Origin of the sequence: Halorubrum salinarum, assembly GCF_013267195.1 — an archaeon.
Lineage (GTDB): Archaea > Halobacteriota > Halobacteria > Halobacteriales > Haloferacaceae > Halorubrum > Halorubrum salinarum.
This window is the reverse complement of the sequence record NZ_CP053941.1, coordinates 1,164,872-1,189,951: the sequence shown is the minus strand read 5'-3', so window position 1 is coordinate 1,189,951 and position 25,080 is coordinate 1,164,872. Positions and strand designations below refer to the sequence as shown.

Annotated in this window: 18 protein-coding genes; 11 read left to right on the top strand and 7 right to left on the bottom strand. The window is 70.9% G+C overall.

Annotated features, from left to right (window positions below; all coding sequences use genetic code 11):
- Positions 1-37 precede the first annotated feature (37 nt).
- Positions 38-5,143, top strand: coding sequence for a DNA polymerase II large subunit (gene polC / locus HPS36_RS05990; RefSeq protein ID WP_173229127.1), 5,106 nt, complete (start codon positions 38-40; stop codon positions 5,141-5,143).
- Positions 5,144-5,353: 210 nt separating this feature from the next.
- On the opposite strand, the gene HPS36_RS05985 is transcribed toward polC, so the two are convergent.
- Positions 5,354-5,998, bottom strand: a complete 645-nt coding sequence (locus HPS36_RS05985) for a bifunctional 4-hydroxy-2-oxoglutarate aldolase/2-dehydro-3-deoxy-phosphogluconate aldolase (RefSeq protein ID WP_173229125.1) — start codon at positions 5,996-5,998, stop codon at positions 5,354-5,356.
- Positions 5,999-6,213: 215 nt separating this feature from the next.
- On the opposite strand from HPS36_RS05985, the gene HPS36_RS05980 reads away from it, so the two are divergent.
- Entirely contained in the window at positions 6,214-8,403 is a 2,190-nt protein-coding gene (locus tag HPS36_RS05980; protein ID WP_137716977.1) for an elongation factor EF-2, read from the top strand.
- 72 nt (positions 8,404-8,475) lie between these two features.
- Here the strand turns inward: HPS36_RS05980 and HPS36_RS05975 are convergent, their stop codons facing one another.
- On the bottom strand, positions 8,476-8,967 hold the full coding sequence (locus tag HPS36_RS05975; RefSeq protein ID WP_173229123.1) for a DUF3592 domain-containing protein: 492 nt from the start codon (positions 8,965-8,967) through the stop codon (positions 8,476-8,478).
- A 368-nt stretch (positions 8,968-9,335) separates the two neighbouring features.
- Between HPS36_RS05975 and HPS36_RS05970 the strand changes: the two genes are divergently transcribed.
- The 4 genes from HPS36_RS05970 to rpsJ all read left to right on the top strand — a co-directional run bounded on the left by HPS36_RS05970 (position 9,336) and on the right by rpsJ (position 12,691).
- Positions 9,336-9,959: an amino acid-binding protein gene (locus tag HPS36_RS05970; protein WP_173229121.1), complete on the top strand. Its 624-nt coding sequence runs from the start codon at positions 9,336-9,338 to the stop codon at positions 9,957-9,959.
- Positions 9,956-10,939: a homoserine dehydrogenase gene (locus HPS36_RS05965; protein WP_173229120.1), complete on the top strand. Its 984-nt coding sequence runs from the start codon at positions 9,956-9,958 to the stop codon at positions 10,937-10,939. Before HPS36_RS05970 ends, HPS36_RS05965 begins: the two co-directional genes overlap by 4 nt.
- Before the next feature lie 174 nt (positions 10,940-11,113).
- The gene (tuf, locus tag HPS36_RS05960; protein ID WP_053770129.1) at positions 11,114-12,379 is read left to right on the top strand and encodes a translation elongation factor EF-1 subunit alpha; all 1,266 of its coding nucleotides are present in this window, start codon (positions 11,114-11,116) and stop codon (positions 12,377-12,379) included.
- Between the two features lie 3 nt (positions 12,380-12,382).
- Positions 12,383-12,691 carry a 30S ribosomal protein S10 gene (gene rpsJ, locus HPS36_RS05955; RefSeq protein WP_004048854.1) on the top strand — a complete coding sequence of 103 codons (309 nt, stop codon included), beginning with the start codon at positions 12,383-12,385 and terminating at the stop codon, positions 12,689-12,691.
- 117 nt (positions 12,692-12,808) lie between these two features.
- Here rpsJ and HPS36_RS05950 read toward each other — a convergent pair whose 3' ends face one another.
- Positions 12,809-13,369, bottom strand: coding sequence for a rhomboid family intramembrane serine protease (locus tag HPS36_RS05950; protein WP_173229117.1), 561 nt, complete (start codon positions 13,367-13,369; stop codon positions 12,809-12,811).
- A 70-nt stretch (positions 13,370-13,439) separates the two neighbouring features.
- Complete coding sequence (locus HPS36_RS05945) at positions 13,440-13,742, bottom strand: hypothetical protein (protein WP_173229115.1); 303 nt, start codon at positions 13,740-13,742, stop codon at positions 13,440-13,442.
- 111 nt (positions 13,743-13,853) lie between these two features.
- Here HPS36_RS05945 and HPS36_RS05940 point away from each other — a divergent pair, with 111 nt between their 5' ends.
- From HPS36_RS05940 to HPS36_RS05925, 4 genes are read left to right on the top strand one after another with little or no spacing between them, the layout of a single operon-like run.
- Entirely contained in the window at positions 13,854-14,987 is a 1,134-nt protein-coding gene (locus HPS36_RS05940) for a lysylphosphatidylglycerol synthase transmembrane domain-containing protein (protein WP_173229113.1), read from the top strand.
- Between the two features lie 30 nt (positions 14,988-15,017).
- Entirely contained in the window at positions 15,018-16,199 is a 1,182-nt protein-coding gene (locus HPS36_RS05935) for an alpha-1 4-glucan-protein synthase (protein WP_173229111.1), read from the top strand.
- 39 nt (positions 16,200-16,238) lie between these two features.
- Positions 16,239-17,390: an extracellular solute-binding protein gene (locus HPS36_RS05930; protein WP_173229108.1), complete on the top strand. Its 1,152-nt coding sequence runs from the start codon at positions 16,239-16,241 to the stop codon at positions 17,388-17,390.
- A 52-nt stretch (positions 17,391-17,442) separates the two neighbouring features.
- On the top strand, positions 17,443-19,803 hold the full coding sequence (locus tag HPS36_RS05925) for a DUF7846 domain-containing protein (RefSeq protein WP_394353795.1): 2,361 nt from the start codon (positions 17,443-17,445) through the stop codon (positions 19,801-19,803).
- A 424-nt stretch (positions 19,804-20,227) separates the two neighbouring features.
- Here the strand turns inward: HPS36_RS05925 and HPS36_RS05920 are convergent, their stop codons facing one another.
- The 3 genes from HPS36_RS05920 to HPS36_RS05910 all read right to left on the bottom strand — a co-directional run bounded on the left by HPS36_RS05920 (position 20,228) and on the right by HPS36_RS05910 (position 23,324).
- A complete protein-coding gene (locus HPS36_RS05920) occupies positions 20,228-20,881 on the bottom strand; it encodes a dolichyl-phosphate hexose transferase (protein WP_235681749.1) in 654 nt (217 codons plus the stop codon).
- Positions 20,882-21,129: 248 nt separating this feature from the next.
- Entirely contained in the window at positions 21,130-22,773 is a 1,644-nt protein-coding gene (locus HPS36_RS05915; protein WP_173229104.1) for a GMC family oxidoreductase, read from the bottom strand.
- Positions 22,770-23,324, bottom strand: coding sequence for a gluconate 2-dehydrogenase subunit 3 family protein (locus HPS36_RS05910; RefSeq protein WP_173229102.1), 555 nt, complete (start codon positions 23,322-23,324; stop codon positions 22,770-22,772). Before HPS36_RS05910 ends, HPS36_RS05915 begins: the two co-directional genes overlap by 4 nt.
- Positions 23,325-23,441: 117 nt before the next feature.
- Between HPS36_RS05910 and HPS36_RS05905 the strand changes: the two genes are divergently transcribed.
- A complete protein-coding gene (locus HPS36_RS05905; protein ID WP_121563523.1) occupies positions 23,442-25,052 on the top strand; it encodes an ABC transporter permease in 1,611 nt (536 codons plus the stop codon).
- Positions 25,053-25,080 lie beyond the last annotated feature (28 nt).

The following is a 25,080-nucleotide window of genomic DNA, read 5'->3' as shown; positions in this document are numbered from 1 at the left end:
GCCGAGCGCACCGCGTCGCCCCCGCGACCGAGCCGCGATGAGACCGGACGACGAGCGCTACTTCGCGAGGATCGAGGAGCGCCTCGACGAGGCGTGGGACGTGGCCGAGACGGCCAAAAAGCAGGGGAGAGACCCCGAACCGGAGATCGAGATCCCGGTCGCCCGCGACATGGCCGACCGCGTCGAGAACATCCTCGGGATCGACGGCGTCGCGGAGCGCGTCCGCGAGCTGGAGGGCGAGATGTCCCGCGAGGAGGCGGCTCTGGAGCTGGTCACCGACTTCGTCGACGGGAACGTCGGCGACTACGACTCCCGCGAGGGGAAGATCGAGGGGGCCGTCCGGACCGCCGTCGCGCTGCTCACCGAGGGCGTCGTCGCCGCGCCGATCGAGGGGATCGACCGCGTGGAGCTGCTGGAGAACGACGACGGCACCGAGTTCGTCAACGTCTACTACGCCGGTCCGATCCGCTCGGCGGGCGGGACCGCCCAGGCGCTGTCGGTGCTCGTCGCCGACTACGCGCGGTCGCTGCTCGATGTCGACGAGTACAAGCCCCGCGACGTGGAGGTGGAGCGCTACGCCGAGGAGATCGCCTTATACGACAAGGAGACCGGGCTCCAGTACACCCCGAAGGACAAGGAGTCGAAGTTCATCGCGAAGCACATCCCCGTCATGCTCGACGGGGAGGCGACGAGCGACGAGGAGGTCTCGGGCTTCCGCGACCTCGAACGGGTCGACACCAACTCCGCGCGCGGCGGGATGTGCCTCGTCGCCGCCGAGGGGATCGCGCTGAAGGCCCCGAAGATCCAGCGGTACACCCGGAACCTCGACGAGGTCGACTGGCCGTGGCTCCAGGACCTGATCGACGGGACGATCGGGAAGGACGGCGCGGGCGACGGCGACGCGCCGGCGTCCGAGGGCGCCGACGGCGACGCGGACGAGGACGGCGACGACGCCGACGGGGAACCCGACGAGCCGGCGGCCGACCCCGCGGCCGACGACTCGCCCGACGGCCCGCCCCGCGCCGACCCCTCCCAGAAGTTCCTCCGGGACCTGATCGCGGGCCGCCCCGTCTTCACGCACCCGAGCGAGGCGGGCGGCTTCCGCCTCCGGTACGGTCGCGCGCGCAACCACGGGTTCGCGACCGGCGGCGTCCACCCGGCGACCATGCACATCGTCGACGACTTCCTCGCGGCGGGCACGCAGATCAAGACCGAGCGGCCCGGGAAGGCCCACGGCGTCGTCCCCGTCGACTCCATCGAGGGGCCGACGGTCCGCCTGGCGAACGGCGAGGTCCGGCGGATCGACGACCCCGAGGAGGCGAAGGCGGTCAGCAACGGGGTCGAGAAGGTGCTCGACTTGGGCGAGTACCTCGTCAACTACGGGGAGTTCGTCGAGAACAACCACCCGCTCGCGCCCGCGTCGTACGCCCCCGAGTGGTGGGTCCAGGAGTTCGAGGCGGCCGGCGCCGACGTCCAGGCCATGGGCGACGACCCGCACGTCGACCTGGAACACCCGGACGTCGACCGGGCGCTCGCGTGGGCGCGCGAGTACGACTGCCCGCTCCACCCCGAGTACACCTACCTCTGGCACGACGTCTCGGTCGACGCGTTCGCGGCGCTGGCCGACGCCGTCGCCGCCGGCGAGGTCGCCGACGGCGTCCTCGCGATCGAGCGCACCGAGCCGGTCCGGGACGCCCTGGAGTCGCTGTTGGTCGAACACGCCGCGACCCCGGACGCGCTCCGGATCCCGACGTGGCGCCCGCTCGCGCGGTCGCTCGGGATCGACGACGGCCTGCGCAGGGAGTGGGACGCGGACGACCTCTCGGCGGCGGCCCGCGAGTACGCCGACGGCGAGAACGCGATCCGCGCGGTCAACGAGGTCGCCCCGTTCGAGGTCCGCGAGCGCGCGCCGACCCGGATCGGCAACCGGATGGGCCGGCCGGAGAAGTCCGAGAGCCGCGACCTCTCGCCCGCGGTCCACACGCTCTTCCCGATCAACGAGGCGGGGGGCCCGCAGCGCGACGTGGCGGAGGCCGCGAACGTGATGGACGACACCGGCCGCCGCGGCCGGCACGAACTGGAGGTCTCCGACCGCGTCTGCCCCGACTGCGGCGAGCACACCTACGCCGCGCTCTGTCCCGACTGCGAGACGCACACCGAGCCGCACTACGAGTGCAACGACTGCGGCACCGTCTGCGAGCCGGACGAGGCCGGCCGCGTCGAGTGCCCGAACTGCGAGTGGGAGGTGACGGCGGCGAGCTACCAAGAGGTCGACGTCAACGACGCGTACCGCTCCGCGCTGGAGCGGGTCGGCGAGCGCGAGTCCGCCTTCGAGATCCTGAAGGGGGTCCAGGGGCTCACCTCGCGGAACAAGACGCCCGAGCCGATCGAGAAGGGGGTCCTCCGCGCGAAGAACGGCGTCACCTCGTTCAAGGACGGCACGGTGCGGTACGACATGACCGACCTCCCGGTCACCGCGGTCCGGCCCGAGGAGTTGGACGTCACCGCGGACCACTTCCGCGAGCTCGGGTACGAGACCGACATCGACGGCGAGCCCCTCCGTCACGACGACCAGGTGGTCGAGCTCCGCGTCCAGGACATCGTCCTCTCGGACGGCGCGGCCGAGCACATGCTGAAGACCGCCGACTTCGTCGACGACCTGCTCGAACAGTTCTACGGGCTCGACCGCTTCTACGAGGTCAACGAGCGCGACGACCTCGTCGGCGAGCTCGTCTTCGGGATGGCCCCGCACACGAGCGCCGCAACTGTCGGGAGAGTGGTAGGTTTCACGTCGGCCGCCGTGGGATACGCTCATCCGTACTTTCACGCCGCCAAGCGTCGCAACTGCTTCCACCCGGAGACGAAACTCTGGTACGAGGACGAGACCGGTCAGCTACGATACGACGAAATCGAAGCGTTCGTCGAGAGGTACCTCGATCGGTCTGAGGTCGAGTTCGACGACTTCGGAACGGCCGTCGGCGAACTGGAACATGTCGACGGCGACCTGCGCGTTCCGTCGCTGACCGCGGACGGAGATCGCGTCTCTCGTCCGGTAGAGGCGGTCAGCAAGCACGACGCACCGGACCACCTCGTCCGAGTCCGGACCGAATCCGGCAGATCGATAACCGTCACTCCTGACCACGGTGTCCACGTGTACGACGGCGAACGGGACGCAGTCGCCGGCAAGGAAGCGCGGGAAATCGACGCGGACGACAGACTCGTAATTCCCGATTCGGTCGGGGTCGACGACGTCGACCGCGACTCACGCCGGTTCGATTTGCTCGCCGAATTTATTCGGTCCGACGCGGTTCCGACCGACCGTCTCATGATCAAAGGGCTGGACAAGGACCGCCTGTACGAGCTCTTCGAGGACACGTTCGCCGATGACTGGGAGGGGCGGTTCTACCCGCTCCAGAGCATGACGGAGGTCTTCGGGACGAACAAGAAGACGCTGAGTAACTACCTGTACAGAGAGAGCTTCCCCGTGTCGTATCTCCAGCGGTGCTTCTCCTCGCTCGACGAGATGCTCGCCTTCGTTCCGGACGACGTCTCGCTCGGAATGAAACGCGATCGCACGGAGATCGATCGGTTCGTCGATCTCAACGAGCGCGTCGCGACGCTGCTCGGGTACTACGCGGCGGAGGGGTTCGCCCGCGAGCAGGAGACGCCGAAGGGCACGATCCACCAGACAACGATCTGCGGGACGGAAACGGAAGCGAGGGAGTTCTTCCTCGACGTTCTGCGGGAGGAGTTCGGGGTCGACCCGTACGAAGAGAACCACGCGAAAGTGACCGTCTCCGGTCGCCTGTTGCGTGCGTTCTTCGACTCGGTGCTCGACTCCGGCGTGTACGCACACACGAAGCGCGTCCCCGATCAAATATTCGACGTATCCGACGAGATCATCGGTGCGTATCTGAGCGGATACTTCAGCGGCGACGGCAGCGTCGACGACGGATCGCTCCGAATCACGGCAACGACGGTCAGCGAAGAGCTTCGCGAAGACTTGCTCGGCCTTCTGCGGCGGCTCGAAGTCCACGCGAGCGTCGACCGACCCGAGCGGGTTCAGCTCCGTGATAAGTTCCCCGAATTCTACGACGACAGCGACACGCGGATGACCGCACAGACGTACGTCCTCAGTGTCTCGTCACACGACGCCGTTCGATTCTCCGAAATCGCCGGATTCCACCTCTCCCGGAAGCAGGACCGATTGACTGAGAACGTCTCGTCCGTCGAACCGTACGCGCGAAAAGCGTCTGACGGCGGGTCCGGCGAGTATCTCGTCGAAGGCGTCGCTGAGGTCGAGGCTGTCGAGAGCGACGTCGACCACGTGTACTGTCTCACCGTTGAGGACACGCATTCACTCGTCGCGAACGATCTGTCGGTCGATCAGTGCGATGGAGACGAGGATTGCGTAATGCTGCTGATGGACGGTCTCCTCAACTTCTCGAAAGAATTTCTGCCGGACCAGCGCGGCGGGCGGATGGACGCGCCGCTCGTCATGTCCTCGCGGATCGACCCCTCGGAGATCGACGACGAGGCGCACAACGTCGACATCGTGCGGGAGTACCCGCTGGAGCTGTACGAGGCGTCGCGCGAACTGGCCGACCCGGGCGAGGTCGAGGAGCTGATCCAGATCGGGGAGGACACCCTCGGGACCGACGACGAGTACCACGGGTTCGACCACACCCACGACACGACGGACATCGCGATGGGCCCGGATCTGTCGGCGTACAAGACGCTCGGCGACATGATGGAGAAGATGGACGCGCAGCTGGAGCTGGCCCGGAAGCTCCGCGCGGTCGACGAGACGGACGTGGCCGAGCGCGTCATCGAGTACCACTTCCTGCCGGACATCATCGGCAACCTCCGGGCGTTCTCGCGGCAGGAGACGCGCTGTCTCGACTGCGGCGAGAAGTACCGCCGCATGCCGCTGACCGGGGACTGCCGCGAGTGCGGCGGCCGCGTGAACCTCACGGTCCACGAGGGGTCGGTGAGCAAGTACGTCGACACCGCCATCGAGGTGGCCGAGCGGTTCGACTGTCGTCCCTACACGAAACAGCGGCTGAAGGTGTTAGAGGGGTCGCTGGAGTCGATATTCGAGGACGACACGAACAAGCAGTCCGGGATCGCGGACTTCATGTGACGACCCCGCCGTCGCGTCCTGTCCCACGACGGCGGGGCCGACCTCCCCGGGCGGGGAGGAAACGGCGAGCGTGGTTGGGTATACCGACAGCGTGCTGCGAGCGACTTCCAGCCCGTGCCTCTCGTCGACCGGCCGGAAGCCGGTCGCGCGTTACGTCTCCACGCTCTTGTATGTGTGGTACGCGGTGGCAGGATAGCGCGGACCGAGCGGTCAGTCGCCGCCGCGCGCCTCCTCGACGACCCGCGTGAACTCGCGGGCGGTCTCGGTGATGGTCTCGTAGTCGCCGCGCTCGGCGGCGTCGTAGTCGACGAGCGCGCCGCCGGCGCCGACCGCGAACGCGCCCGCGTCGATGTACTCCGCCGCGTTGTCGGGGCTCACGCCGCCGGTCGGCATCATCGGGATCTGGCCGAGCGGGCCCTTCATCGCGCCGAGGTGGGCCGGGCCGACGGTCTTCGCCGGGAACACCTTCACGAAGTCCGCGCCGGCCTCGTAGCCTCGGATCGCCTCGGTCGGGGTCATCACGCCCGGCGCGGTGACGGCGCCGTAGCGGTTACACGTCTCGATGACGTCCTCGTGGAGGCTGGGCGAGACGACGAACTCGGCGCCCGCCATCAGCGTGGTCCGGGCGGTCTCGCTGTCGAGGACCGTCCCCGTGCCGACGACGACCTCGTCGTCGAAGGAGCCGGCGACCTCGCCGATGAGGTCGGCGACCTCGGACGTGTCGGCGGTGATCTCGACGGCGGTGACCCCGCCCTCGCGCAGCGCCTCGGCGATCTCGATGAGCTGGTCGGCGGGCACGCCGCGCAGCACCGCGACGACGCCGCTGTCGACGAGCCGTGAGAGCGTCTCGTTCATACTCTCCGTTTCCCGAGTCGGTCCTTAAAACCGCGCCGATGACCGCGGGCGCCGCCGGCGACCGGGCGGCCCGTCCGGTCGCGACGGGCCGTCCTCTCGCGGCCCTCCGTGACACCGGTCGACACGAAATCGGCGGCGATCGGGGGTACTCGGCCGCGAAACGGCCGCGACGAAACACTACCCTTTTGACCCTGCTTTCGGTAACAGTCGGTATAATGGGCCGACGCAAGAAGATCGTTCAGGAATGTGAGCGGCTGATGGACAACCCGGAGCACATCCGGAACATCGCCATCGCCGCCCACGTCGACCACGGGAAGACGACGCTCTCCGACAACCTGCTGGCGGGCGCCGGCATGATCTCCGAGGACACCGCGGGCGAGCAGCTCGCGATGGACACGAAGGAGGACGAGCAGGAGCGCGGCATCACCATCGACGCGGCGAACGTCTCGATGACCCACGAGTACGAGGACACCAACCACCTCATCAACCTCATCGACACCCCGGGCCACGTCGACTTCGGTGGCGACGTGACCCGCGCGATGCGCGCGGTCGACGGCGCGCTGGTGGTCGTCGACGCCGTCGAGGGCGCGATGCCCCAGACGGAGACGGTGCTCCGGCAGGCGCTCCGCGAGGGCGTGAAGCCGACGCTGTTCATCAACAAGGTCGACCGCCTCATCTCCGAGCTCCAGGAGGGCCCCCAGGAGATGCAGGAGCGGCTGATGTCCGTCATCGCCGACGTCAACGAGCTCATCCGCGGGATGGCCGAGAACATGGACGACATCCCCGAGGACTGGACCGTCTCCGTCGAGGACGGCACGGTCGGGTTCGGCTCCGCGCTGTACAAGTGGGGCGTCTCGATGCCCTCGATGCAGCGGACCGGCATGGACTTCGGCGACATCATGGAACTGGAGCAGAACGACAAGCGGCAGGAGCTCCACGAGCGCACGCCGCTGTCGGACGTCGTGCTCGACATGGTCTGCGAGCACTTCCCGAACCCGGTCGACGCCCAGCCCCGCCGCGTTCCGCGCATCTGGCGCGGCGACCCCGACACCGACCTCGCCGAGGGCATGCAGCTCGTCGACGAGGACGGCGAGGTCGTCTTCATGGTCACCGACATCTCGATGGACCCGCACGCCGGCGAGATCGCGACCGGCCGCGTCTTCTCCGGCACGCTGGAGAAGGGCCAGGAGCTGTACGTCTCCGGCACCGCGGGCAAGAACCGCATCCAGAGCGTCGGCCTCTTCATGGGGTCCGAGCGCGAGGAAGTGGAGCGCGTCCCCGCCGGGAACATCGCGTCGGTCACCGGCCTCCGCGACGCCATCGCCGGCTCGACGGTCTCCTCGGTCGAGATGACGCCGTTCGAGTCGATCGAGCACATCTCCGAGCCGGTCATCACGAAGTCCGTCGAGGCCCAGAACATGGACGACCTGCCGAAGCTCATCGAGACGCTCCAGCAGGTCGCCAAGGAGGACCCGACGATCCAGATCGAGATCAACGAGGACACGGGCGAGCACCTCATCAGCGGGCAGGGCGAGCTCCACCTCGAAGTGATCACCCAGCGGATCCAGGACAACCAGGGCATCCCGGTCATCACCGGCGAACCGATCGTCGTGTTCCGCGAGCAGCCCCAGGAGGAGTCCCGCGAGGTCGAGGGGCAGTCGCCGAACCGCCACAACAAGTTCTACATCACCGTCGAGCCGCTCGACCAGGACATCGTCGACGCCATCCAGCTCGGCGAGGTCTCGATGGACATGCCCGAACTGGAGCGCCGCGAGGCGCTGCAGGAGGCCGGCATGGACAAGGACACCTCGCAGAACGTCGAGGACATCCACCGGACAAACATTCTCATCGACGACACGAAGGGGATTCAGCACCTCAACGAGACGATGGAGCTCGTCCTCGAAGGGCTCCAGGAGGCGCTCGACGACGGCCCGCTCGCCGCCGAGCCGGTCCAGGGGTCGCTGTTCCGGCTCCACGACGCGAAGCTCCACGAGGACACCATCCACCGCGGTCCGGCGCAGGTCATCCCGGCGGTCCGCGACGCGGTCCACCGCGCGCTGATCGACGGCGAGGTCCGCCTGCTGGAGCCGATCCAGGACGTCCGGATCGACGTGCCCTCGGAGCACATGGGCGCGGCGTCCGGCGAGATCCAGGGCCGCCGCGGCCGCGTCGACGACATGTACCAGGAGGGCGACCTCATGGTCGTCGAGGGCATCGCGCCCGTCGAGGAGATGATCGGGTTCTCCTCCGACATCCGCTCGGCCACCGAGGGCCGCGCCTCGTGGAACACCGAGAACGCGGGCTTCCGCGTGCTCGTCGACAACCTCCAGCGCGAGAAGATCATGGAGATCCGCGAGCGCAAGGGCATGAAGCTGGAGCTGCCGCAGTCGATCGACTACTTCTGAGTCGACGACGCGGTCCGCGGTAGTCGGTTCTCTATTCTCTCTCCGCGTTCGATTCACCCAGCGGCGCGGCCGTCAGCCGCGGATCCGCTTGACGGCTGACACTCCGCCGCCGAGGGCGAGGAACAGGCCGAGCGCGGCCGCGAACAGCGGCGCGTTCGACGTCTCCGTCTTCAGGAACGCCCCGTCCGGGTCGGCCGGGTCGACGTAGGCGGTGGTCGACTCGTTGACGGCGTACGCCGCGACGACCTCGCGGGCCGCCGACTCGGTGTCGTAGTTCGACGTGATCGCCGAGGGGTAGACGTTGGTGCTCGCGTACTCGGTCCCCTCGTACTCGTAGGTGAACCGGACCGTCGGTCGGTAGTCCGCGCCCGGACTGCTCCCGGTCGCGGTCGACTCGACGCCGACGTCGGTGATCGCGGCGTCGACCGCGACCGCGTCGTCGACCGCGTCGGACTGCTGCGTGTAGTCGTACGCGCCGTAGCCGGTGACCGCGAGCCCGACCACCAACAGGAGCAGCGCGCCCTTCAGCGTCTTCGGGCCGTCTATCGAGAGGCCGCCGCTCATTCGGGGCGCACACCTCGGTTCGGGGTGCGGTGGGTCGAGGGGTGGTGGGTCGGCGCGGCGGACCGCGTTACGACGCTCGGCGGACTGCGTGGAGGGTGTCGCACGCGGAGTCGTCGACTCGCGTCGGTCAAATATGTGGGGGCTCCCCGAACCGTGCGGTACGTTGGCACCCGCTGCGGCGAGGCAACGCCTGCCATCGCCGAAGGCTTATACCCGATCGTCCGACTCCGTTCGGGTATGCAGACGGGTACGACTCCACCCCGGCGCACCGCGACGGAGCCACCGAGCGACCGCTCCGGCCCGGGGACAGGAACGTGCCCGCGAACGCGCGGTCCGGACGGGCGCGCCGCCGCGCCGGGGGTGGCGCCGTGAGCGACCGTCGCGACGGGACGCCGGCGGCCGCGCTCGACGCCGAGGACGCGACCGACGCCGCGGAGGGCGCGGACGGGGCCTCCCCGGACGGCGGCCACGCGGCCGCGGCCCCCTCCACGCACACGGTGCGGCTGGAGCTGGTCGACGAGCCCGGCCAGCTGCTCGCCGCGCTCCACCCGATCGCGGACAACGGCGGGAACCTCCTGTCGATCTACCACGAGCGCGGGAACAAGACGCCCCGCGGGCGGATCCCGGTCGAGGTCGACTTCGAGGCGACCCCCGAGCGGTTCGAGGAGATCGTCGACGCGCTCCGCAGCGAGGGCGTGAACGTGATGCAGGCGGGCACCGAGCGCTACGCCGAGGAGGTGACGCTGCTCCTGTTCGGCCACCTCATCGACACCGACCTCTCCGACACCCTCTCGCGGATCGAGGCCTGCGAGTCGGCGTCGGTCGCCGACGTGTCGCTCGCGGCGCCGCAGGGCACCGAAGAGGTGTCGAGCGCGCGGCTCCGGCTGGAAGCGCGCGCCGGCGAGACGGACGCGGCGCTCGCGGCGGTCCGCGAGCTGGCGGCGGAGAAGGACCTCCGCGTCGTCGAGCCGCTCACGGGGGTGGACGCGTGAGACTCGCCGTCATCGGCGCGGGCGCGGTCGGGCGCTCCGTCGTCGAGCTGGCGGGCGAGTACGGCCACGAGGTCGTCGCGGTCGCGGACTCGTCGAGCGCGACGGTCGCCGACGGGAGCGGCGCCGGGGCCGGCGTCGACCCAGACGCGGTCGTCGCGCGGAAGGCGGAGCGCGGGATCGTCGGCGACGCGGACCCCGAGGACGCCCTCGCGGCGGACTACGACGCGCTCGTGGAGGCGACGCCGACGACGCTGGGCGACGCCGAGCCCGGCTTCTCGCACGTGACCCGCGCGCTGGAGCGCGACCGCCACGCGGTCCTCGCGAACAAGGGCCCGGTCGCGGAGCGGTTCGGCGACCTCCGGGCAGCCGTCGACGACAGCGACGGCGAGATTCGGTTCGAGGCGACCGTCGGCGGCGCGATCCCCGCGGTCTCGACCGTCGAGGACATCGAGCCGGGCCACGTCACCGCCGTCCGGGGCGTGCTCAACGGCACGGCGAACTTCATCCTGACGCGGATGGCCGCCGAGGGGCTCGACTACGACCACGTGCTCGCGGAGGCGCAGGACCTCGGCGTCGCCGAGGCCGACCCGTCCTTCGACGTGGACGGGACGGACGCGGCGCTGAAGTGCGTCATCCTCGCGAACGTGCTGTCTTTCGGCGCGGCCGACGACCCGGCCGACGCCCGGGAGTTCACGCTCGACGACGCGGAGGTCTCCGGGATCCGCGACGTGCCCGGCTCCGCGCTCCGGCTCGCGGCCGAGGACGGGCGGACGGTGCGGCTGATCGGCGAGGCGACCGGCGAGACGGTCCGCGTCGCGCCGCGGCTCGTCCCCGAGAACGGGACGCTCGCGGTCTCCGGCACCCAGAACATCGTCCAGATCGAGACCACCCACGCCGGCCGGCTCAACATCTCCGGCCGCGGCGCGGGCGGCCCCGAGACCGCGAGCGCCGTCCTCGGCGACGTCGGGCGGTTGGAGTAGGCCGCTCTGCCCGCCGGTCCCGTCGCCGCGGCCCGGGGCGTGTGTCGCTCTGTCGTGCCCCGCGTTGTCGAGAATCGCCGGACGGCGGCGCGATACTCTGTGGGCCGTATCGAAACCGTTTTAGTGGAATCTACCGAAACTTACTCACAGAGCGCCTTAGCGCGTGATTACCCCATGAGTGACAAACCGCACCAGAACCTGGCCATCATCGGCCACGTCGACCACGGCAAGAGTACGCTCGTGGGTCGCCTCCTCTTCGAGACGGGGAGCGTCCCCGAGCACGTAATCGAGCAGCACCGCGAGGAAGCCGAAGAGAAGGGCAAGGGCGGCTTCGAGTTCGCCTACGTGATGGACAACCTCGCCGAGGAGCGCGAGCGCGGCGTCACGATCGACATCGCCCACCAGGAGTTCGACACCGACGAGTACTACTTCACCATCGTCGACTGTCCGGGCCACCGTGACTTCGTGAAGAACATGATCACGGGCGCCTCGCAGGCCGACAACGCGGTGCTCGTCGTCGCGGCCGACGACGGCGTCGCGCCCCAGACCCGCGAGCACGTGTTCCTGGCCCGCACGCTCGGGATCAACGAGCTCATCATCGGCGTCAACAAGATGGACCTGGTCGACTACCAGGAGTCCTCCTACAAGGAGGTCATCGGCGAGGTCGAGGACCTGCTCAACCAGGTCCGCTTCGCGACCGACGACACCACGTTCGTGCCGATCTCGGCGTTCGAGGGCGACAACGTCGCCGAGGCGTCCGAGAACACGCCGTGGTACGACGGCCCCACCCTGCTGGAGTCGCTCAACGACCTGCCGGAGGCCGAGCCGCCGACGGACGCGCCGCTCCGCCTGCCGATCCAGGACGTCTACACCATCTCCGGCATCGGGACCGTCCCCGTGGGACGCGTCGAGACCGGGATCCTCAACACCGGCGACAACGTCTCCTTCCAGCCGTCCGACGTGGGCGGCGAGGTGAAGACGGTCGAGATGCACCACGAAGAGGTGCCCAAGGCCGAGCCCGGTGACAACGTCGGGTTCAACGTCCGCGGCATCGGCAAGGACGACATCCGCCGCGGCGACGTCTGTGGCCCGGCCGACGACCCGCCGAGCGTCGCCGAGACGTTCCAGGCCCAGGTCGTCGTCATGCAGCACCCGTCGGTCATCACGGCCGGCTACACCCCGGTCTTCCACGCCCACACGGCGCAGGTCGCCTGTACGATCGAGTCGATCGACCAGAAGATCGACCCGTCGTCCGGCGAGGTCGCCGAGGAGAACCCGGACTTCATCAAGTCCGGCGACGCGGCGGTCGTCACCGTGCGCCCCCAGAAGCCGCTCAGCATCGAGCCGTCCGGCGAGATTCCGGAGCTCGGCAGCTTCGCCATCCGCGACATGGGTCAGACCATCGCGGCCGGCAAGGTGCTGGAAGTCAACGAGCGATAATCGATGCAGCAGGCACGCGTCCGCCTCGCCGGCACGAGCCCCGAGGACCTCGACGACATCTGCGACGACGTCCGCGAGATCGCGGACTCGACGGGGGTCGCCCTGTCGGGCCCGATCCCGCTGCCGACGAAGACGCTCGAGATCCCGTCGCGAAAGTCCCCGGACGGTGAGGGGACGGCGACGTGGGAGCACTGGGAGATGCGCGTCCACAAGCGTCTGATCGACATCGACGCCGACGAACGCGCGCTCCGCCAGCTCATGCGCGTCCAAGTGCCGAACGACGTCAGCATCGAGATCGTTCTCGAAGACTGAGCGCTAGGGCGTTTCTCTTTCACCCCTTTCGTTTTTCACCCCGCCCAGCGACGGCGCCGTCCCTCGCGTCCGGCCGCGGCGGTACCGCGTCTCCGTCTCGCCTCCGCCGCGTCCCGTTTACCGCGCGTCGAGCAGCCCGACGCGACCGGCCGCGAGCCCGCAGAACGCCCCGGTCGCGTGCGCGACGAGCGCGACGCCCGGAGCGGCGGTCGTCGCCGTGAGGGCGACGGCGACGAGCCCGAACAGGAGGAACTGCGCCCGCGGGGAGAGCCGCAGGCGGTCGAACAGCGTCGCGCTCACGACGTTGCCGGCGAGCAGGTAGCCGCCGAGGGCGAACACCGCGCCGCTGATCCCCAGCACGGCGGCCGGCGGACCGAGCAGGCTCCCGAGCGTCACCTGCGCGGCGCCCGCGAGCGCGCCCGTGGCGACCACGAACGCGTGGAAGCGCAGGCGGGTCGTCCGGCGCTCGACGAGCGGGCCGACGAGCAGCAGCGCGACGGCGTTCGCGACGAGGTGACCGACGGAGCCGTGCGCGTACACGCTCGTGACGAGCGTCCACGGGGCGACGGAGAGCGGGGTCGACAGCGCGAAGAGGCCGACGAGGCCGACGAGGCTCAGGAGGGCCTGCGCGGCGCCGACGAGGAGGGTGATCCCGAGCGTTTCGAGTGTGGCGCGCATGGGGCGACGGTTGGGGCCGCGCGGCCAAAAGGGTGGGTGAGCCGCCCGTCGCGGACGCCACGGAGCCGACTCAGATCACGTCGTCGGGGTCGTGGGCGCGCGCCATCCGCGTCGCCTCGGCGGCGTAGCGCTCGCGGTCGTCGGGGTCGTCGACGGTGCCGACGTTCGACGGCGCCGCGTCGACGGCGGCCGTGGTGTCGCGCACGTCCGAGAAGGAGGTGAGCGCGCGCTCCTTGCGGAAGTAGCGCTCGCCGTCCGGGGTCGCGTACGTCAGGATCACCATGTTCTGCTCGTCGTCGGAGTAGGTGCGCTCGACGAGCCACATCCGGACCGCGTCGGCCGTCGGGTCAGGGGTCACTTTCGTCGTGTTCATGCGCGATATTTCGGTTTCCGTGAACAAACGTGTTGCGCCGGCGCGACGCCGGCCCGCGTCGTCACCCCGAACCGCCAGCGTTTTATTCTTTAGGTCTACCTAAACGAACGCATGAAGCCGCGCGTCGCCGCCGCTCGACTCCGCGAGCGCCTCTTCCGGATCCGTGAGCGGCTCCCTCGGGGAGCGCTTCCGGTCGCGGGGACGGTCCTCGTCCTCGCCGTCGGCGGCGCGGTGTTGACGCGGACCCTCGACGTCGAGGCCGTCGTCTCGGCGGCGACCGACGCGGACCCGGCGTTCCTCGCCGCCGCGCTCGCCGTCTACCTCGCGTCGTGGCCGGTCCGCGGCCGCCGATACGGGGACGTGCTCGCGCCGATGGGCCACCGGTGTCGCACGGCGTTCCTCACGGCGGCGGTGTTCGCGAGTCAGACCGCGAACCTGATCGTCCCCGCGCGGGCCGGCGACGGGGTGCGCGCCTACCTGCTGAACGACCGGCGCGAGGTCCCGTACCCGACCGGCGTCGCGTCGCTGGCGGTCGAGCGCGCCTTCGACCTCGTCGCGCTCGGCGCGCTCGGCGGCGCGGCGTTCGCGGTCCTCCTCCTCGACGGACGCACCGTCGCGCCGGACGGGTCGGGGCGGGCCGTCGCGGCCGCCGCCGCGCTCGCGCTCGCGGCCGCGCTGGGCTCGGCCGGCGTCGTCGCGGTCGCCCGGAGCGACCGGCGGTTCGGTCCGCCGCTCCGCGAGCGCGCCGCGGGGTCCCGACTGTCCGGCGCCGTCGACGCCGCCGTCCGGTTCGGCGCCGCGGTCCGCGTCGTCGCCGCCGACGCGGGCGCGCTCGTGCGGGTGTCGCTCGCGAGCGGCGTCGTGTGGGCGGCGGACGTGGCGACCGCGGTCCTCGTCCTCGCGGCGCTCCTCGGCGGGTTCGGAACGGCGGTCGACCCGGTCGCGCTCTGCGTCGTCGGCACCCTCGCGGTCTCGGCCGGGAACCTCGCGAAGGTGCTCCCGCTCTCGCAGGGCGGCATCGGGCTCTACGAGGCGGCGTTCACCGGCATCGTCGTCGCCGCCACGCCGATCCCGGCCGAGACCGCGCTCGCCGCCGCGGCGCTCGACCACGCGCTGAAGAACGGCGTCACCCTCGCGGGCGGCGGCGCCGTCGCGGCCGCGCTCGACCTCTCCGTGACGCGCGCCCCCGACGAGTCCGAGCGGGAGCCCGACGCGGGCGCGACGCGGCCGACGACGGACCGCTAGTCTTTTAGGTCAGCCTAAAAACGATCGGGTATGAGTCCGACAGACCCCGACGGCGACGGTCAGGACATCTGCGTGATCGTCCCGACGATTCGAGAGTACGAGTGTCTCCGCGCGTACGTCGCGAACGCCCGCGAGCACGGGTTCGACGTCTCGCGGCTCCACTTCGTCCTCGTCACCGAGGACTTCTGCGAGACCGACGAGATGCGCGCCATGCTCGACGACCTCGACGTCTCCGGCGAGGTGTTCGACGGTAGCCGCCGCGAGGAGTGGTACGAGGCCAACGACGTCGCGGAGTACGGCCACGTCGTTCCCGCCGCGAGCCACGCCGAGACGAGCTTCGGTCTGCTGTACATGTGGGCCGACGAGTCGTTCGACTACGGCGTCTTCATCGACGACGACACGCTCCCGCACGACGACGTCGACTACTTCGGCCGCCACATGGAGAACCTCGCGTTCGGCGGCGAGATCGAGCGCGTCAGCTCCGACGAGGACTGGGTCAACGTCCTCTACGACAACGCCGACGAGCACGGCCTCTACCCCCGCGGCTACCCGTACTCGGCGATGGACGAGACGGTCGAGACCGACGCCGTCGAGGTCGAGTCCGGCGAGGTCGTCGCCTCGCAGGGGCTGTGGACGAACGTCCCCGACCTCGACGCGGTCCGGATCCTGATGGACGGCGACCTGGAGGGCCAGGCGCAGACGCGGACGACCGCCGACGACTTCGGCGACGACTTCGTCGCCGCGCGCGGCAACTACCTCACCGTCTGCTCGATGAACCTCGCGTTCCGCCGCGAGGTGATCCCGGCGTTCTACCAGCTGCCGATGGACGACAACGAGTGGGACGTGGGGCGGTTCGACGACATCTGGTCGGGGCTGTTCCTGAAGCGCGCCTGCGACGTGCTCGGCAAGCGCATCTACAACGGCGACCCGCTGTGTGAACACAACAAGGCCCCGCGCTCGACGTTCGACGACCTCGCGAACGAGGTCGCCGGGCTGGAGCTGAACGAGCACGTCTGGGAGGTCGTCGACGGGGCGGGCGCCGACGCCGACTCGTACGCCGAGGTCTTCGACGCGATGGCCGACGCGCTCGCCGAGGGCGACTTCGACGAGTGGAACAACGGCGCGTTCCTCAACCACTGCGGCGAGTACATGCGCGACTGGCTCGACTGCCTCGACGCGATCCGGCGGACGCCGGCGCCCGCGGACGACTGAACCGACACGACTAAAACCATTTAGGCACGCCTAAAACACATGACGACTCACGATTCCACACCCGGAGACGGGCACGACGTTCGACGGCGAAAGTTCCTCGCGGCCGCCGGCGCGGTCGGCGCGGCGGGGATCGCGGGCTGTAACGGGACCGGCGACGAGGACGGCGAGGACGACGGCGACGGCGCCGGCGACGCCGTGGGCCAGATCGGCTCCGGCCGCGCGGGCCGGGACGCCCCCGGCGGCACGTCGATGTCGGAGATGCCGGCGCTCGAAGGCGAGCTCACGGTGTACTCCGGCCGCGGCGAGTTCCTCGTCGGCGAGCTCGTCGGCTACATCGACGACCTGTACGACGACCTCGACCTGACGGTCCGGTACGGCGGTTCGACCGACCTCGTGAACCAGATCGCGAACGAGGGCGAGGGGTCGCCCGCCGACGTGTTCTACTCGGTCAACGCCGGGTCGCTCGGCGCCCTCGCCGACGCCGGGCGCACGCAGGCGCTTCCCGACGACGTGGCCGGGAAGGTCCGCGAGGAGTTCCGCACCGAGCAGTGGGTCGGCACCTCGGGGCGCGCCCGGACGATCCCGTACAACACGAACGAGTACTCGGAGAGCGACCTCCCGGACGACATCATGGCGTACCCCGAGGAGTTCGACGGCGACCTCGGCTGGGCGCCGTCGTACGGCTCCGCGCAGGCGTTCATCACCGCGATGCGGATCCTCGAAGGCGAGGAGGCGACCCGCGAGTGGCTGGAGGCGATGGTCGAGCGCGGCGCCGCCACGTACCCGGACGAGTTCCGCACCTGTCAGGAGATCGCCGACGGCGAGATCGACGCCGCGTTCACGAACCACTACTACATCCAGCGCGTGCTCGACGGGAACCCGGAGGCGCCGATCGCCACCACGTTCACCGAGGGCGACGCGGGCGCGGTGTTCAACGTCGCGGGCGCCGCGGTCGTCGACACCGCCTCCGACGCCGACCTGGCGTCGAACTTCGTCCGACACCTGCTGTCGGCGGAGGCGCAGGACTACTTCGCGCGCTCCACCTTCGAGTACCCGCTGATCCCCGAGGTCGAGCCGATCGGCGACCTCCCGTCGATCGACGAGCTGGACGTGCCGGACATCGACCTCTCGCAGCTGTCCAACCTCGAACCGACGATCGACCTGATGCGCGACGCCGGCGTCCAGATCTGATCGGCCGCCACGCGCCGCGCCCGCACCCTCTCACCGCCACATCGTCCCGCCCGTGTCACTCCGTCCACCGTCCGTTCGTCCCCGCCGACTCGCCGCCCGACTCCGCCAGCGGCTCGCCCGCGCCGACCGCGTGACGGTCGCGGCCGGGCTCGTCGCCGTCGCCGCCGGCGCGATGACGTTCGCGATAGCCGCCACCGTCTTCTCGCACCACTCCGCGAACCACGACGAGGGGGTCTACCTCACGCAGGCGGCGCTGCTGCTCGGAGGGCAACTGGAGTTCCACGCCGGCCCGCTCGCCGACGCCGTCCACCCGTGGTTCTTCATCGAGGACGGCGGTCGGCTCTACCCGAAATACAACCCCGTCCCGGCGGCGATGTTCGCGGTCTCGATGGGGCTGTTCGGCGAGCCGCGCGTCACGCTCGCCGCCGTCGCCGCGGGCAACGCCGCGCTCGTCTACCTGCTCGGGTCGCAGGCGGTCGGCCGGCGGGCCGGCCTCGCCGCGGCCGCGCTCTTCGCGGCGTCGCCGATGGCGATCGCGACCTCCTCGGCGTTCCTCCCGTACGCCCCGACGACGTTCTTCAACCTGATCTTCGCGGTCGCGTACCTCCGGAGCGTCCGGGACGGGTCGCTCCCCGCGGCCGGCGTCGCGGGCGTCGCGATCGGGATCGCCTTCTTCGCGCGGCCGTACACCGCGGTGCTGTTCGCCGCGCCGTTCATCTGTCACGCGCTGTGGCGGGTGGGGTCCGCGGTCCGGCGCTTCGGCGCCGAGACGGGACACTCGGCGCCCCGCGCGGTGGCGGCCCTCGCTCGCCGCGCGCTCGCGGTCGGCGGGTCCCGCGGCCTCCCAGACCCGGTCCGGCGCCACGGGCTCACGGCGCTGTTCGGCACCCTGTTCGTCGGCGTCACGCTCGCGTACAACGTCCGGATGACGGGCTCGCCGCTCGTGTTCCCCTACCAGGTGTTCGCGCCGATGGACGGCCCCGGCTTCGGCGAGCGCCGCATCCTCGGCCACTCGGTCGACTACACGCTCGGGCTGGCATTCGAGTCGAACCGCTACGCGCTCCAGGAGATCGCGACCCGGTGGTTCGCGGCCGGCCCGCTCGGGACGGCCGCGGCGCTCGCCGGCGTCGCGGTCGCGGCCCTCGGGTGGCGCGCACGGGGCGACCCGCGCGGCCTCCTCGCCGGCGCGGTCGGCGCCGCCGACGCCCCGACCGCCCCCGACGGCGGATCCGGTCCCGCTGGCTCGCCCGCGTTCCGGCGGACGGCGACGCTGCTCCTCGGCGGCGTCGCGGTCTCGGTCGCCGTCGGGAACCTCTACTTCTGGGGGACTCACAACGCGCTCGCCGACCTCTCGGACCCGACCGACGGGCTCGCGTCGCTGTTCGGGCCGTTCTACCACTTCGACCTGCTCGTCCCGCTGTCGGTGTTCGGCGGCCTCGCCGTCGCCGCCGGCTGGCGGGGCCTCGCCGCGGCCCGCGAGCGGGTCGTCGAGCGCGGCGCCTCGCCGACGGCCGCGCGCGTCGCCGTCGCCGCCGTCGTCGCGCTCGCGGTCACGGGCGGGGGCGTCGCGGCCGTCGACGCGGCCGCGGACCCCATCGAGCGGAACGCCGCGGTCGACGCGAAACACGAGGCCGCGTACGCGCCGTTCGACGAGACGACCTTCGAGGACGGGCTGGTGTTCGTCCCCACGCCGTACGGCGAGTGGCAGAACCACCCGTTCCAGTACCTCCGGAACGGGCCGGGGCTCGACGGCGAGGTCGTGTACGCCCTCGACCGCGACCCCGAGGAGAACTTCGCGGTGCTGGACGCCTACCCGAACCGCACCCTCTACCGCTTCGGGTACCAGGGCGTCTGGACCGCGGACCCGGAGGCCCGCGTCACGCCGAAACTGGAGCCGCTCGACCGGCGGTCGGGCCCCCGGATCGACGCGGAGACGACCGTCGGCGTGCCCGACCGCGTCGCCCGCGCGCAGGTCCGCGTCGACCCGCGCCGGGGCGCCCCGGGCGGCCCGGACCACGTCTCCTACACCGTGAGCGACCCCGGCGACTCGCTGGCGGTCGACTGGGAGGTGACGCCCGAGGGCGTCCGGCTGCCCGGCGCGGCGGCCGCCGGGGCGCCCGAAGCGAGCGAGCCAGTCCCGTTCGACCCCGACGGCGACGTGATCGCCGTGACCGTGACGCTCGTCGACCCGGCAGGCGCGACGTTCACCTACCGGCAGGAGGTGACGGTGCGGGTGACCGAGGGCGGCGAGGCGGGTGCCACCGGTGAGCGCGTCGAGGCTGTCTGGCCGCCCGAGCGCTCGACCTGCCGGCTCGTCACCGAGTGCGGGACCGAGGGCACGTACCTCCCCGACGAGCCCGACTCGCACCCCGACTGGGTCGTCTTCGAGACTGACGCCGACACGAGCGACTGATACGTCGATTTCATTTACATAGTTGTCAGCAGATCGGCGGGGAACACCGCCAAAGCCCCAGTCGCGAGGACGCCGGACGCTCGTTGCGCTCCTCGCTCAGTCACTCCGTTCCTTCGCTGCGGTGCTTACGTCGCCTACGGCGTCCTCGCGACTGCCCCTTTGAGTCCCACCCGACCGCGACCGCACAACACCTCGCACCTCCCCAGCCTCGTCAGTCGCCTCCGCTTCGCTCCGGCGACTGACTCCCTCGCGCGGCGCTGCTCGGCCGCGGGGCGGCCTCGCAGGCGCGCGCCACCGCACCGTTTATTTATAAATAATCGGCGCTGTCGCTCACGAGTGTACAAACGTCGCCGGCGGCGGTCCACTGTGCCCACAGTGTACGTCCGGACCGCCGTCCGACGACGGCGTCGAGGGCGACGCGCCCTCAGAAGCGTCGCAGCTGCTCTTCGAGACAGACGGTGACGATCGACTTCGCGATGGCGGCGCCGCCCCCGATCGGGTCGAGCTTCGTCTCGCCGAGGCGCTCCGCGTAGCGGATCGGGCGCTCGCGAACGTCGTAGCCGCGCATCAGCGGACGGATGAGCAGTTCGGCGGAGAGGCCGGTGTTCTCCGTCCAGCCGATCTCCTGGACGACCTCGCGGCGGTAGGCGCGCATCCCGGTGGTGGTGTCGTGGACGCGCTCGCCCATCAGCAGGCTCGCGATCGCCGCGAACGCGTGGTTGCCGAAGCGGTTGAACGCCGGCATCGCCTCCGCGCCGTGGTAGAGCCGGTCGCCGCTCACCACGTCGGCGCCGTCGTTGATCTCCGCGAGGAACTCCGGCAGCGCCTCCATCGGGTAGGTGTCGTCGCAATCGGTGGTGACCACGACCGGCCGGTCGGGCGTCAGGACCGCCTCGCGGACGGCGACGCCGTACCCCTGCGGCTCCTGCTCGATGACGGTCGCCCCGTGCTCGCGGGCGATCTCCGGCGTCCGGTCCGAGGAGCCGTCGACGCAGACGACCTCGGCCTTGCCGTCGGTGACCTCGTCGATGTCCTCCAGCACCGTCGCGATGGCCTCCTCCTCGTTGTAGGTCCCCATCACGACGCTGAGGTCGTCGAAGGTGTACTCGCCGCTCGCCGCTCGTTCTTCGCTCTCGGCCGCGGCCGCGACCGTCTCGTCGTCCGAGTCCGCCGCGACCGACGCCGCCGACCCGTTCGTCGCGTGTGCTGAGTCGCTCATTACCCGCATCTCAGTCCGGACGCACTTGAGTTTTAGGTTTGCCTAAAGCGTCTGTGAATCGGTCGCACGAACCGGCCACGAGGGGTTCTCTGCCGACCGCGACCCGGTCACTCCCCCGCGAGCCACCCGGCCACGTCGTCGCCGACGCGGAGCGCGAGCGCGGCGATGGTGAGCGTCGGGTTCATCGCGCCGCTCGTGGGGAAGACGGAGCTGGAGGCGATCCAGCAGTTGTCGAGGTCGTGGGTCCGGCAGTCGGCGTCGACCACGCCCCGGTCGGGGTCGTCGCTCATCCGGGTGGTGCCCATGTGGTGGTAGGCGGGCCCGGTCGCGTCCGGCCCGGCGACCCACTCCACGTCGGCGCCGAGCTCCTCGAGGATCGACACCTGGATCTCGTTGGCGCGCTCGATGGTGTCGAGCGCGCGCTCGCCGACCGTCCACTCAATCTGCGGCACCGGGTTGCCGCGGTCGTCGGTCCGGTCGTCCGCGAGGGTGATCCGGCTCTCGGCGTCCGGCAGCTGCTCGACGAGCCCGCCCATCGCCACGTGGTTCCCGTAGCCGTCGCGGAGCCGCTCCGCGAGCGCGTCGCCCCAGTCGTCGCCCGTGAGCGCCATCTCCACCGGCGAGGGGCCGGCGTAGTTGAAGAACTCCAGCTTGAACGGCGCCTGCTCGGCGTCGGCCTCGTCGTAGAACTGGTCGCAGGCGCTGGTGTAGAAGCCGACGTGGTTCTGTCTGGTCGGCTCGTCGAGCGTGCCGCCGGCGCCCGCGAACAGGTGGTCCATGAAGAACTCGCCGACGTGCCCGCTCCCGTTCGCGAGCCCGTCCGGGTAGCGGTCGGACGCGGACAGAAGGAGGAGCCGCGGCGTCTCCACGCCGCCGGCGGCGACGACGAACGCGTCCGCCTCCTGTCGGTGGCGCTCGCCGTCGGGCGTCGCGTAGACGGCGGCGGTCACCCGGTCGTCGCCGTCGTGTTCGAGCCGCTCGACCGGCGCGCGGTCGATGACGGTCGCGCCCCGTTCCTCCGCGCGCTCGACGTGGACCGTCGCGTCGTACTTCGCGCCGCTCGGGCAGACGGGCTGGCAGGTGCCGTAGCCGACGCACGGCGAGCGGTCGTCGTACGGCTCGGAGTTGCGCGCGTTCGGCACCGAGTGCATGTCGATCCCCAGCTCCTCGCAGGCCTCGGCGAACAGCGAGTCGCTGTAGGAGGGCTCGAACGCGGGCATCGGGTGCGGTTCCTCGCGGGGCGGCGCGTAGGGGTTGTCCGACGCGCCCGCGACGCCCAACTCGCGCTCGGCCGCGGCGTAGTAGGGGCGGAGGTCGGCGTAGTCGATCGGCCAGTCGGCGCCGACGCCGCGCTCGCTGGCGGAGTTGAAGTCGTCCTCGTGGAGCCGCATCACCATCCCCTGCCAGTGGAGCGTCGAGCCCCCGACGCCCTTCACGCGGGCGTGGTTGAGCGGGTAGAACCACTCGCCGTCGTTCTCGTGGGCGTCGCGCGCGCCGCCCACGCCCCACACGTCGGGGCGGCCGTACGAGGGCCGGATCGCCCGCTCCTGCCTGGCGAGCCGATCCTCGGGATCGAACCGCGGCCCGGCGTCGAGGACCACGACCTCGCGGTCGCCGGCGAGCCGGTCGGCGACGAGCGCCCCCGCTGGACCGGCGCCGACGACGCAGACGTCGGCGTCGGGGACGGGCGTCCGGTCGACGTCGCGCCCGTCGCTCGCGCGCCCGTCCCCCAGGCTCTCGGCGCCGCTCACGGCGGCCCCCGCTGGTAGCTCTCGGCGCCGCCCGCGTGCCCCTGTGGGTTCTCGATGCCGACGAGCTCGCCTCCGGTCGGGGACGAGTACAGCGCGAGCAGCAGCTCGTTGACGACGTAGTACCGCACCCGCTCCGCGGTCGTCCCGTCCGGGTTCTCCTCGGCCACGTCCGCGCCGAGCTCGCGGAGCAGCGCGTCGCGGTCCGCGGCCGACAGCTCCGCGACCGGCGCGCCGTACCACGAGCGGGCCGCCGACTCAACCTCGGCGACCGCGCTCCGGATCCCCTCGCCGTGCGCCGACCCGTCGAGGCGGCCGTCGAGGAACGCCTCGACGAACGCTTCGACACCCGAGACCGCGTCGGGGTAGACGGTCCGCGCGACCGCCGTCATCGCCGTCCGGACCGCCTCGTTGCTGGGGGTCCCGTCGCCGTCCCACGCGGCCGCTTCCTCGGATCCCCCGTCGTCGGCTGTCCGACGGACGCCCAGCGCGACGCCGCCGGTCGCGCCGATCGCGGCCAGCGCGGCCGCCGCGTCGCGTCGCGTCAGTTCCATGAAAGAGTTTAGGTGGCCCTAAATTCATATATCCGTCGGAGCGCGCTCGCCGCGCGATCGGAACCCCTAACGCCGGGCGCGCCCTCGCCTCGACAACCCGATCCCGCCTCCCGCACAATGACTCTGCGAACCCGGATCCGCGACCGCTTGACAGACGGCGACGGCGACCTCCCGCTGGGGCTCACGCTGCTTTGCGCGGCGATCGCCGCCACCCTCGTCTTCCCGCTGGCGTGGCTCGTCATCGAGGCGGTCGCCGTCGAGCGCGAGCGCGCCGTCGACCTCCTCTTCAGCGCCGGGACCGCCGACGTGCTCGTCAACAGCCTGCTCCTGATGGCGGGCGTCACGGCCGCGTCGATCCTGATCGGCGTCCCGCTCGCGTACCTCACCGCCCGGACCGACCTCCCCTTCCGCCGGTTCTGGACGGTCGCCGCCGCGCTCCCGCTCGTCGTCCCGAGCTACGTGGGCGCCTTCTCGTTCGTCTCCGCGTTCGGGCCGCAGGGCGAGTTCCACGAGGTGCTTGCGCCGCTCGGCGTCGAGCGCGTCCCGGAGATATCCGGGCTCTGGGGGTCGATCCTCGTCATCACGCTGTACACGTACCCGTACGTCTACCTGACGACCCGGGCCGCGCTGCTGTCGTTCGACACGACGCTCTTAGAGGCCGCCCGGACGCTGAACCACGGCCGGCTCGCGGCGTTCCGCCGCGTGACGCTCCCCACGATCCGACCCGCGATCGCCGCCGGCTCGCTGCTCGCCGCGCTGTACGCGGTCTCGGACTTCGGCACCCCCTCCATCATGCGGCTCCCGGTGTTCACCCGGCAGATATACGTCGAGTACAACGCCTTCGGCCGCGACTACGCGGCGCTGCTCTCGCTCCAGCTGCTCGTCGTCGTCGTCTTAGTGCTCGCCCTGGAGTGGGCCGTCCGCTCGGACCGGGAGACGAGCGGCGACGACGCGGGCCGGACCGAGGACCGCGTGTCGCTCGGGCGGCTGCGCTGGCCGGCGACGCTGCTCCCGGCCGGCGTCTCCGCGTTCGCGCTCTTGGTCCCGCTGTGGATCCTCGGCCTGTGGCTGGTCAACTCGGAGGCCGGGCGGCGCCCCTCGCTCGCGTTCGAGCCGATACAGGTGCTCAACTCGGTGTCGGTCTCGGCGGCCGCCGCGGTCGTCGCCGCGCTCGCCGCCATCCCCGTCGCGTACTTCGCCGCGAACCACGACTCGCCGCTCGCGGTCGTCTTCGAGCGCGCGACGTACGTCGGCTTCGCCGTGCCCGGCATCGTGCTGGCGCTCGCGTTGGTGTACTTCGGCTCCGGCTACGTGCCGTGGATCTACCAGACGCTGCCGCTCCTGATCTTCGCGTACGTCGTCCGCTTCCTCCCGCAGGCCGTCGGGTCCGCCCGCACGTCGATCCTTCAGGTCGACCGGCGGCTCGTCGAGGCCGGGCGCACGCTCGGCGAGTCGCCGACCGGCGCGTTCCGCCGCGTGACGTTCCCGCTCACCCGGTCCGGGATCGTCGCCGGGGCGGCGCTCGTGTTCCTCACGACGATGAAGGAGCTGCCCGTCACGCTCGTGCTCCGCCCGTCCGGCTTCGACACGATCGTCACCCAGATCTGGCGGGCGCAGTCGACCGCGCTCTACCAGTACGCGGTCGTGCCCACGCTCATCCTGCTCCTCATCTCCGGGCTCTCGATGGTCGTCATCCTCACGCAGGAGGGCGGCGAAGAAGGGCTGTGAGAACGGCGCCGCGACCGCGGTGACTCGG